This window comes from Acinetobacter sp. YH12200 (assembly GCF_013418175.1).
Classification (GTDB): domain Bacteria; phylum Pseudomonadota; class Gammaproteobacteria; order Pseudomonadales; family Moraxellaceae; genus Acinetobacter; species Acinetobacter pseudolwoffii.
In genome coordinates this window covers 1-10,502 of the sequence record NZ_VPCO01000042.1, presented here as the reverse complement: position 1 = coordinate 10,502, position 10,502 = coordinate 1, and the positions used below count along the sequence as shown (strand labels likewise).

Sequence of the window (10,502 nt, the reverse complement as noted above, 5' to 3'; positions counted from 1 at the left end):
GAAATTCATGCACGTGTAGCAGTCCTCAACAGATTTACGGAATTAGGTCGACCACTTACCCAAGTTACGCCTTAAATTTGGCTCAATTAGGGGCGCTTTGCATTTCAAATCTTTGTGCAACAAAGCCATATCACGGTCAAGCAGCCCAATACCCAGCTGGCACACATAACCTTAACTCAGCTCAAAGATCATTCCATTACACGAAATCAGGCACAGCTTATTTTAAATGCTGCTACCGGAAAATTGCTTGAAAATACACGAAATGAAAGTGCAATTGCCACACTAAATGCCAGCATGTATGGTTTACATATGGCACGTTTTGCCGAACCTGTTTTACGTTTAGGGTTATTTTTCTCCGGCATATTAGGCTGCGCAATGATTGCATCCGGATTGCTGCTGTGGAGCCTGAAACGCCAGATGCAGAAAAAATCAGTGCGGTTTCATCTCGGACACTATTTAGTGAACCGCTTGAATATCACCATAATTATTGGCTTGCCGCTTGCCATGCTGGGATATCTCTATGCGAATCGTTTTATCAGTATTCCTGTAGGTGCACCAAATTATGAAATTTATAGTTTTTTCTCTATCTGGCTTGGCAGTTTTATCCTGGCATGTGTAACCCCACAGCAAGATATATGGAGAATGCAGCTTAAACTTCTGATTTGTGCTGCCTTTATAATTCCCCTGATTGATATTTATTATTTAGTTTCCCAGCAATATGTTGATTCTTTTGCGACTTATTGGCCTTTTTTGCGTATTGATCTGATGTTATGGACCTTGGCACTGCTTGCCCTATTGTTACACCAGAAAATTACGCCCATTCAGCAAAAGGCTATTAAGAAAATCCAGACCAAACTGAAAGCCGTACAGCAGGAGTCTTCCATATGATATGGATCGCAATCATGGGGCTTTTATGGCTAAGCTGTTTTGGTTTTTATGCGGTAAGTGCAAAGCAGATCCTAAAAACCCGAAAATCTCGGTACGCTTTTTTAGCGAATTTTCCTACGTACACTAAATTCGCTGCAGGTATTTTCTTATTCGTCGTAATGGTTTTATTACGGACCCGGTTTAGCTACAGTATCAGCTTTGTGGCTCTATGGGTATTTCTAAGCCCCGTACTTTTTATCTTTATCTTAAAAATGAATAAAGCATTTTAGTATTTATTTAAAATCAGAAAGTAGTAAACAGCCTAGTGTGCTATTCACACGCCCTTTATTAAACCAATCTACCCAGTATCTGCTAAACCTTGCCAATCTGCTTTTAAATACCTCAAATGCATTATTTTGGCTAGAATCAGAAATTTAAATTGGTAGGTATTTGGTAGGTAGGATTCTTTTTAGCTTCATCCAATACTCATATTACGGTGAGGGTCACCGATAAAATAATCAATCAATGGTAGAAGGAATCACCCCATGGCTTTTAAAAATATTGCAGATCAAACTAACGGTTTTTATATTCCCTGCGTTTCACTTTTTGGTCCGGGCTGTGCTAAAGAAATCGGGATAAAAGCACAAAATTTAGGCGCCAAGAAAGCACTGATTGTAACTGATGCTGGCCTGTTTAAATTTGGTGTTGCAGATGATATTGCAGATTATTTGAAAGAGGCAGGTGTTGACAGTTATATTTTCCCAGGCGCGGAACCCAATCCAACTGATATTAACGTGCATCATGGAGTTACAGCTTATAATGAAAATGCCTGTGATTTTATTGTATCGTTAGGTGGGGGTTCCTCACATGACTGTGCCAAAGGCATTGGTCTAGTCACTGCAGGTGGCGGACATATCCGTGATTATGAAGGGATTGATAAAAGTACCGTCCCGATGACACCACTGATTGCAATCAATACTACGGCAGGGACAGCTTCGGAGATGACACGTTTCTGTATCATTACCAATACCGATACCCATGTGAAAATGGCGATTGTAGATTGGCGTTGTACACCACTCATTGCGATTGATGACCCTAAACTTATGTTGGCCAAACCTGCAGGGCTGACTGCGGCAACAGGTATGGATGCCTTGACGCATGCAGTAGAAGCTTATGTGTCTACGGCAGCAAATCCAATCACTGATGCCTGTGCAGAAAAGGCGATCACCATGATCAGTGAATGGCTCAGTCCCGCAGTGGCGAATGGGGATAATCTGGAAGCACGGGATGCCATGAGCTATGCCCAGTATCTTGCAGGCATGGCTTTTAATAATGCCTCTTTAGGTTATGTGCATGCGATGGCGCATCAGCTTGGTGGTTTCTATAACTTGCCACACGGGGTCTGTAATGCGATTTTGCTCCCACATGTCTGTGAGTTTAACCTGATTGCCTGTCCGGAGCGTTATGCCAAAATTGCCCAATTGATGGGGGTGAATATAGAAGGTTTAACTGTAACTGAGGCAGCTTATGAAGCGATTAACGCCATTCGGCAGCTTTCATCGTCAATTGGCATTCCATCAGGTTTAGCGGAATTGAATGTAAAAGAAGCTGACCTCGCCACTATGGCAGAAAATGCGCAAAAAGATGCCTGCATGTTAACCAATCCACGTAAGGCCAGTCATGCTCAAGTCGTGGATATTTTTAAAGCGGCAATGTAATACCTCCTTGTAAGTCTTATTTTCAATCATCTGACTTACACTTTAACAGGCCTTATTTCGCCTACTGAAGAAGTATGCCAATAGCAATTCATTGCTTTTGGCTACCGCTTTTACCTTCATAATAGGATAAAAAATAGAGGGGAATTATTTTATAAGTCCCCTAGCCTAAAAATATCCATGTTTATCCTAGAGCATAAAAATATCCTAATTTCTTCTACTTCGTTCCAGCCAGAAAAAATTTCCCATCGTATGATCTTAATATCATATTTAATCTCTGAGGAATAAACTGTACGTCCTTCATATGAAATGAAGATGATCGTAGCTGATTTTGATGAAGTGAGTCCCCTCAAGTGGCCAAGTAAATGGCATAGCCACTGAAAAATCATCAGATTAATAAAATTTTAGGATCTGATTCAGATGAAATCGACAAGTAAATCTATTGTGAATAGGGATGATGCTGAATATTCCAGAATATTCCTATTTTAACTGTTTAGCTTTGTACCGACAGTTACATCAGCTTTAAAGATTTTTATATTTTAACAGAGTCTGATGAACGGGATGGTTTTTGGGCATCAGTTCAATCAGGCGTTCTACAGCATCAATCGCTTCAGGAAAATGTGCCACATGTTTCAGCAAGACATCGGTTTCATTAGCCTTGAAAATGGCATCGCTCAGGCGTGATTCCAGACAATCTCTCCAGGCGCATAGAAATGGACTTTCTGTTTTGGCCAGAAATACGCCGGTACATAATTTCAAGGCTGAATCGATATACCCAGCATCTAAAGATTGCTCTGTCATTAAAAAATCAGCCTCTACATGCGCCAATAAACGATAGGGTCTGGAACCCAGCATACCACCTAATAAATCGCGTAATTGTGACATTTCTGCTTTTAAAGTCCCCATACTGACCTTGCGCTCGCCATATAAGGCTTGATGCAATGTATCTAGACTCAGACCCTGCGGACATAAGGCTAGAATGGTCAGAATTTCAATCTGTCGAGGAGTCAGAACCAGCATCTTGCCATTAAACAGCACTTGAGGTACTGAAAAAGCTCGAATAAACAGGCGCTGCTTCTGGCATTCTAGTAGAGCCGACTGGATGATCGTAGCACAGCGCTCCGCAGCTAGTAGTGCTAAACTGTTATGCTTTGGCCAGGTAGTCGACAGATCAATGACACCTAAGACCTGTTTTGAATAGGGATCAATAATCGGGGCAGCGTAACAAACCCAATCATGAATGGAGGACATGTAATGTTCACTGGAAAAGACACAGCTGGATTGTTGAGTTTTTAAGGATAATGCCAATGCATTGGTTCCGACTAGCTCTTCGCGCCATTGCCCACCTTCAATAAAATGTACACTTTCTGCGGCACTTTGCATTTGTGGGCTAGAAGCTGCCCAAATGATGGTGCTGCCGATATCTCCGACCGCCAGCACCATAGAAGATTGCTCGGCAATATGTTTTAAATCCTGAGCACAATGTTGCAGGGCTTGGGCTAAAGTTGAGGAAGAAGTGGTCTTTTTTAAATCCGTCAGCGGTGCTGCTAAACGATTCTTCGGGATTTCAGCCGAGGATGAACGTTGCCAGGAGCTGGCAATACTCTGTCCCAGCTGTTCTGCATGTAAGGGAGACAAACTGCTGTTTTGCCGAAGCTGATCAGTATTGTGCCTTTTTTCCATCAAATCTTGTTTTGTCATCATTCCTTATTCTCACAACAATTCATGATTTACATCCGCTGTAATCGTTATTTTTTTAAAATGGATGAAAATATCGTGAACATGCTAGCTCCAACCTTTTTCCAACCTTATACCAGTTATATTAATCAAATAAGATGCAGAAGTACCTTATACCAAAGCTGTAGAAGCGGTTTTGCCATACGAAAATAAGCAAAGGAAATAAATATGCGTTACGTCGATCCTAATCAACCTGATTCAAAAGTTCATTTTAAAGCACAATACGAGAATTTTATTGGCGGCGAATGGGTCGCTCCGGTCAAAGGTGAATACTTTGACAACATCTCTCCGGTAGATGGCAAAGTCTTTACCAAGGTTCCGCGTTCTTCTGTAGAAGACATTGAATTGGCCCTGGATGCAGCGCACAAAGCCAAAGAACAATGGAACAGAGCATCGCCGACCACCCGCTCCAATATTCTGTTGAAAATTGCCGATCGTCTGGAACAAAATCTGGAACTGCTGGCAGTGGCAGAAACCTGGGATAACGGCAAACCGATCCGTGAAACGCTGGCTGCCGATATTCCGCTGGCGATTGATCATTTCCGTTATTTTGCCGGCTGTATTCGTGCGCAGGAAGGCGGCATTTCCGAAATTGATGAAGATACGATTGCTTATCATTTTCATGAGCCGTTGGGCGTCGTGGGTCAGATTATCCCGTGGAACTTTCCGATTCTGATGGCTGCCTGGAAACTGGCACCTGCCCTGGCTGCGGGCAACTGCATTGTGTTGAAACCTGCAGAACAGACTCCGGTCAGCATTCTGGTGCTGGCTGAACTGATTCAGGATATTTTGCCACCGGGTGTCCTGAATATCGTCAATGGTTATGGGGTTGAAGTCGGTCGCCCGCTAGCCACCAACCCACGCATTGCCAAGATTGCCTTTACCGGTTCCACCGCCGTCGGTCAGATGATCATGCAATATGCCACCGAAAATATTATTCCGGTGACGCTGGAACTGGGGGGTAAATCACCGAATCTGTTCTTTGCCGACATCATGGATCAGGAAGACGATTATCTGGACAAAGCGCTGGAAGGTTTTGCCATGTTTGCCCTGAACCAGGGTGAAATCTGCACCTGTCCATCGCGTGCGCTGATCCAGGAAAGTATTGCTGACGAATTTCTGGCGCGTGCCGTTGAACGGGTGAAACGGATTAAAACCGGGCATCCGCTGGATACTGACACCATGATTGGCGCGCAAGCCTCACAGGAACAGCAGGACAAGATTCTGGGCTGTATTGCCACTGGTCGTGAAGAAGGCGCACAGATCCTGACTGGTGGTGAAGCACGTCAGGAAGTGGGTCAAGGTTTCTATATTGAGCCGACTATCTTTAAAGGCACCAATGACATGAAGACCTTCCAGGATGAAATCTTCGGGCCTGTATTGGCTGTGACCACCTTTAAAGACTTTGATGATGCGATCAAGATCGCCAACGATACGATTTACGGACTCGGTGCCGGGGTCTGGTCACGCTCAGCGCATACTTCCTACCGTGCTGGCCGTGCCATTCAGGCCGGTCGGGTCTGGACCAACTGTTATCACATCTACCCTGCGCATGCGGCTTTCGGTGGCTATAAAAAATCCGGCATTGGTCGTGAGAATCACAGAATGATGCTGGATCATTATCAACAAACCAAAAATCTGTTAGTGAGCTATTCGACCAAACCAGCCGGGTTCTTTTAAGAAGTGAAATACATTCAAAGCAAACTTCGGTTCGCTTTGAATGTATGGTAGCTAGCTTTCACAAAATATCAGCAACATCTTCAAGCTGCGGCCAATTCAAATAAAGTTTTTAGTCTATAAACACTTTTTTTAAAGGAAAGAGCATCACCTCAAATTTCTATTTGCAATAGTGTCATTTCAAGATAATTTCACTCTATAAAGATTTCGCCACATTCTCCAGCCATTCAGTGCAAGAAGAATAAAGAGAAAATAGAGTACGGCTGTTAAATACAATGATTTATGGGTGTACATACCGACATAAATCACATCTAGAACACACCACAAGCCCCAGCTTTCAATATATTTTTTTGCCGCCCAATAACTTGCCACCAAGCTAAAAGAGGCTAACATGGAGTCCAACCAAGGTAGTGACGCTGCGGTGAAATGAGCAAATAAGGCACCAATCACCAGACCAGCGACAATACCCACAATCAGGCTATATACCCAGATTTTTTTATTCAAATAGCCAATCTGTACAGTCAGATCCTGGTCTTGATCTTTCTTCGACCAGCTATACCAGCCATAGAGTTGCATCAAGATAAATACGGCTTGTAATGCTGCGTCTGCAAATAAATTGACACGATAAAAAATAATGATATACAGAAATACAGCGACAATATTCACTACCCAGCAGGCTTTATATTGTTTAGACGTCAACCAGACACCTAAAACATTTAAAATGAACGCTGCAATTTCTATATTTTCCATAGCAATATAACCTGATTAAGCAGCCAATTTAGAAGTTCAGATTGAATGACAAGGTTGCTGTACGCGGCGAACCCAAGAATAAATAATCGTCACCCAAAAATTCACCTGCATCACGCCAGTATTTCTTGTTGAACAGATTATTAATATTCAAGCGTAGCAATGCATCGGTCGTATTTAGCTTAAATTGATAAGCAGCGCCTAAATCAACCACACTATAACCTGCGACTTTCGCAGCACCCTCTTTGTTAGCATATTTGCTGGAACTGTATTGACCACCTGCCAGAACAGTGAAACCTGCAATGCTCGGTACGTTATAGCGAAGATGTGTTGCGAAACGAACTTTTGGCACGTTTTGCGCCTGATGATTGCCATATTCAACCGCTTCTACATTTTCTAAACGGGCTTTAGTCAAGGCTAAAGATGAAGTTAAGGCCAGATGATCGGTTAATGCACCATTCAGTCCGAGCTCCAGACCCTGACTATGTTGTTCGCCTTCCGCAACAAAATAGCGAAGTCCTGAAATCGGCTTGCTATATTGGTTGTCTTGGTGTAAATCAAATAGCGAGGCAGTCAATAAAAACTGCTTGATCTGTTGTTTTAGGCCAATTTCATATTGCTCTGAATAGATCGGCGCTAGAGTTTCAGCAGCATTCTCTGCAAACCAAGGCGCTGTCTTTCCATCTGACAAACCTTTGGCATAAGAGGCATACAGAGTTGTTGACTCTACCGGGCTATAACTCACTGCAAACTGTGGTAAAAATTTGCCTAAATCCGTATCACGAACTTTTATTACCTGCTTACCCTCTGCATCATAAGCATGTGCTTGTTCATCAAGCTCGATCCATTTTCCACCAATCAAAGTAGACCATTTCTCATTCCACTCAATACGATCTAAAACCGTAAAAGCAGTCTGTTCACTATCTAAAGCTTTAAAATAAGGACCTAGATTTCCTTCTTCTGGGATCCTGTCGTAGGTATCTTGGTAAATATTACCAACATAGTCTTCTGAATTTATGTACTGGTTTATACCGTTGTAACGATTTCTAGATTTATCGGTGTAAGTCAAATCAAAGTTAAGGTGATGTTGTACCCAATTGGTATCAATCACCCCATCCAATTTGACTTTAAATTGATTGGTTTTAAAGGTGTCATCCGGATTACGAAAATCATAAATATCATACTCGCCAGCTTTACCAAACGTGTTACAAGAATACTCTTCCAGACAGCCTTCCCGATAATAACCATAAGCAAAGCTTGAATAGTCATCAACTCTGGATTTACTGTGTGCTGCAACGAGTCCCAAGTTCCAGTCATCATTCAATGCATAGCTATATTTTAAACTGCTATTCAGACTATCGATCGTGACCGGTTTGCCCCAAGTCTGATAACCCAGCAATCGGTCCCATTTCACATTTTCTGGGACTTTACCATCCAGTAATTGATAACCTGGCACTGATCTTTGTTCGGAACGCTGTGCTTCAAGATCAAATTCCAATTTAGATTGCTCAGATGTTTTCCAATCTAAGGCCAATGCCGCTAAATAGCGTTCACCATCCACATGATCGACATAAGACTCCATCTGTTCATTCACCAGATTGATGCGATATCCGAATTGTTGCTCATCACCCCAAAAACCACCTAGATCAGTTGCCACTGAAAACTGTCCATGTTGATCAGCAGAGAATGTCAGGGCCTGGATATCTTTAGGTCGCTTTGTGACATAATTGACCACACCACCCGGGGTCGACATACCACTTTGAATCGCGGAAATGCCTTTTAAAATTTCCACACGTTCTTTGTTTTCAAGTGCAACATTTTGTTCACCACGAATCACATTGCCATTAATGAGGTAGCTTGATGCCAAATCGAGTGCAAAGCCACGCGAGACAAAGTTTGGATAATAGCCAATTGCAGCATAGCCCTCACCGATGGCTGCATCATTTTTTACCACATCGCTCAGCACACGAGCATGTTGTTCAGCAATGAGATCGGCAGTCAAGATAGAGACCGATGCAGGGAGTTTTTGCAGACTGTTCGTAGCAAATCCTTCAACATTCACTTTGGCACTCGAGTAAGGAATGCTTTGATCGGCGGTGATAACAATCGTGTCAAGCTGTTGCACAGCGTCTTCAGCATAAGTCAGCGGGGCTAAACACAGCTGCGACAGAATGATCATATTTAAAGATCGAGTTAATACATTCTGTTTGAGTTGACGAGTGTTCATACGAAACCTTATGTCTGTGAAGTGGGTGATGATGCTGGGTTTAGAGAGAGCATTGAGAAGATTGCAATTCATCTTGAATGAGCCGGGTTAAGGTCTGGGTAAATTGTTGACCTTGTTCGCCAAAGAACCAGTCCACATGACCGATAATCCAGTCGTAATAAGCAGCATCTGCATGTTGCTGGTTTTGAGTAATCCCAACAAAATACTCAAGCTCTGAAAAAGCGAAATCCAAATGCACGATTTTCAGTAGTTCTGGCAAAATACTAAAATCTTCTTGTGGATGTACTTCAGAAAAATAAGCATGTAGAAAGGCGGTTAAACCAGCTTCATCAATCTGAATATGTGGGCTCTGCTCTAATTCCAACCAATCAATGAAATTACGTTCAATCGTCACAGCCAGATCATAAAGTGCAGAGTTTCGGTCAGATAAACCAAAATCAATTACGGCAGTAATTTCAGCTTTGGCATCCGGCGCTGACCAAAACAGATTAGAAGCGTGTAAATCGTTATGGGTCCAAATTTTGCTTGCCTGTTGCAATACAGGCTGAATACGCTGGTGAACCTGTAAGATTCGATCTAAAAAGTAAGGATCTAAATTTTTATCGGCAAAATAACGGCTTAATTCTGAACTGTTTGCAATGCGCTGTTGAATGGCTGTAATGATATTTTCACTGTCTAAAAGCTGCTGATTGGAAACCAAATAAGATGCTGATCTGCCCTGCTGTTCGGGAAAATCCTGCATCGCCAGATGTAGTCTGGCCAGTAAAGCCCCTGCCTTGGCGGCATGTTCAGCATAGAAAAAAGGTTTCCAGGATTGCTGATCTGCATACAGATCTAAACCGGCTGCTTTTGCATAAACTTCATAGGTCCAGTCACCCAGCTCTAAAGCAGTCAGATCTTGATTTGACCTAATCAATGCTGCAACAGGAATTTCTTTGCTGGCTAAATGCTGAAGAACGGCATGCTCCTGTAAAATATCGTGGGCACGACGAAATGAACAATGACTGCGCTTGATCAAATACTGATGCGCGACTGCTTCATCCCTGCTCACAAAATCCTGCTCCACCTTGACCAGCGCCGCAGATGAAAATGGCCGGGGACTACACCACAAAATCTGAATATGACCTTGTAAACAGGAATAATGCTGCTGCAGGCTTTGTAATTCTGGATCAGAAATATGTGCCCAGTCTTTATGTTCCCAGGCATTGCCCATACCATGACCTAAATCATCAGTCATTGTGGTCATTATCAATATTCCTGAGCCAGATCATTATGTAATAATGGAAAATCATTGTTTAGGCGAACATGCAAATAGTATTTTTAAATACATTTAATATTGAAGACACGCCCTAAAATTAAGTGGTACATACCAGTATTAAATTGGAGGCAAGTTTAGCCTTTTAAAGGCTTTGTTGCACAAAGATTTGAAATGCAAAGCGCCCCTAATTGAGCCAAATTTAAGGCGTAACTTGGGTAAGTGGTCGACCTAATTCCGTAAATCTGTTGAGGACTGCTACACGTGCATGAATTTC

General features: G+C 42.5%; 7 protein-coding genes and 1 pseudogene. 4 read left to right on the top strand and 4 right to left on the bottom strand.

The genetic code is table 11. The annotated features are described in order from the left end of the window. Positions 1-126: 126 nt before the first annotated feature. From FTU90_RS15240 to FTU90_RS15235, 3 genes and pseudogenes are all read left to right on the top strand, one after another. Positions 127-888 (top strand): annotated as a pseudogene (locus FTU90_RS15240) (PepSY domain-containing protein); the annotation flags it as partial. Beyond that, positions 885-1,157 (top strand): hypothetical protein, encoded by a 273-nt coding sequence (locus FTU90_RS16255; protein WP_100358270.1) that lies wholly within the window; start codon positions 885-887, stop codon positions 1,155-1,157. The pseudogene FTU90_RS15240 and the gene FTU90_RS16255, both read left to right, overlap by 4 nt. Positions 1,158-1,412: 255 nt before the next feature. Next, entirely contained in the window at positions 1,413-2,585 is a 1,173-nt protein-coding gene (locus FTU90_RS15235; RefSeq protein ID WP_180073059.1) for an iron-containing alcohol dehydrogenase, read from the top strand. Positions 2,586-3,104: 519 nt separating this feature from the next. Here the strand turns inward: FTU90_RS15235 and FTU90_RS15230 are convergent. After that, positions 3,105-4,286 carry a hypothetical protein gene (locus FTU90_RS15230; protein ID WP_004647792.1) on the bottom strand — a complete coding sequence of 394 codons (1,182 nt, stop codon included), beginning with the start codon at positions 4,284-4,286 and terminating at the stop codon, positions 3,105-3,107. Between the two features lie 201 nt (positions 4,287-4,487). On the opposite strand from FTU90_RS15230, the gene FTU90_RS15225 reads away from it, so the two are divergent. Next, the gene (locus FTU90_RS15225) at positions 4,488-5,999 is read left to right on the top strand and encodes an aldehyde dehydrogenase family protein (RefSeq protein ID WP_103800506.1); all 1,512 of its coding nucleotides are present in this window, start codon (positions 4,488-4,490) and stop codon (positions 5,997-5,999) included. Between the two features lie 177 nt (positions 6,000-6,176). Here the strand turns inward: FTU90_RS15225 and pnuC are convergent, their stop codons facing one another. From pnuC to FTU90_RS15210, 3 genes are read right to left on the bottom strand one after another with little or no spacing between them, the layout of a single operon-like run. Further along, positions 6,177-6,746 (bottom strand): nicotinamide riboside transporter PnuC, encoded by a 570-nt coding sequence (pnuC, locus tag FTU90_RS15220; RefSeq protein ID WP_103800505.1) that lies wholly within the window; start codon positions 6,744-6,746, stop codon positions 6,177-6,179. 28 nt (positions 6,747-6,774) lie between these two features. Beyond that, positions 6,775-8,970 (bottom strand): TonB-dependent siderophore receptor, encoded by a 2,196-nt coding sequence (locus FTU90_RS15215; RefSeq protein ID WP_180073057.1) that lies wholly within the window; start codon positions 8,968-8,970, stop codon positions 6,775-6,777. Between the two features lie 40 nt (positions 8,971-9,010). Then, positions 9,011-10,216: a phosphotransferase enzyme family protein gene (locus FTU90_RS15210; RefSeq protein ID WP_114542189.1), complete on the bottom strand. Its 1,206-nt coding sequence runs from the start codon at positions 10,214-10,216 to the stop codon at positions 9,011-9,013. Positions 10,217-10,502 lie beyond the last annotated feature (286 nt).

What these genes read in the sequence shown, in the direction of transcription:
- FTU90_RS16255 (WP_100358270.1), top strand. Translation starts at nt 885, where the DNA reads ATGATATGGATCGCAATCATGGGGCTTTTATGGCTAAGCTGTTTTGGT.
- FTU90_RS15235 (WP_180073059.1), top strand. Translation starts at nt 1,413, where the DNA reads ATGGCTTTTAAAAATATTGCAGATCAAACTAACGGTTTTTATATTCCC.
- FTU90_RS15230 (WP_004647792.1), bottom strand. Translation starts at nt 4,286, where the DNA reads ATGATGACAAAACAAGATTTGATGGAAAAAAGGCACAATACTGATCAG.
- FTU90_RS15225 (WP_103800506.1), top strand. Translation starts at nt 4,488, where the DNA reads ATGCGTTACGTCGATCCTAATCAACCTGATTCAAAAGTTCATTTTAAA.
- pnuC (WP_103800505.1), bottom strand. Translation starts at nt 6,746, where the DNA reads ATGGAAAATATAGAAATTGCAGCGTTCATTTTAAATGTTTTAGGTGTC.
- FTU90_RS15215 (WP_180073057.1), bottom strand. Translation starts at nt 8,970, where the DNA reads ATGAACACTCGTCAACTCAAACAGAATGTATTAACTCGATCTTTAAAT.
- FTU90_RS15210 (WP_114542189.1), bottom strand. Translation starts at nt 10,216, where the DNA reads ATGACCACAATGACTGATGATTTAGGTCATGGTATGGGCAATGCCTGG.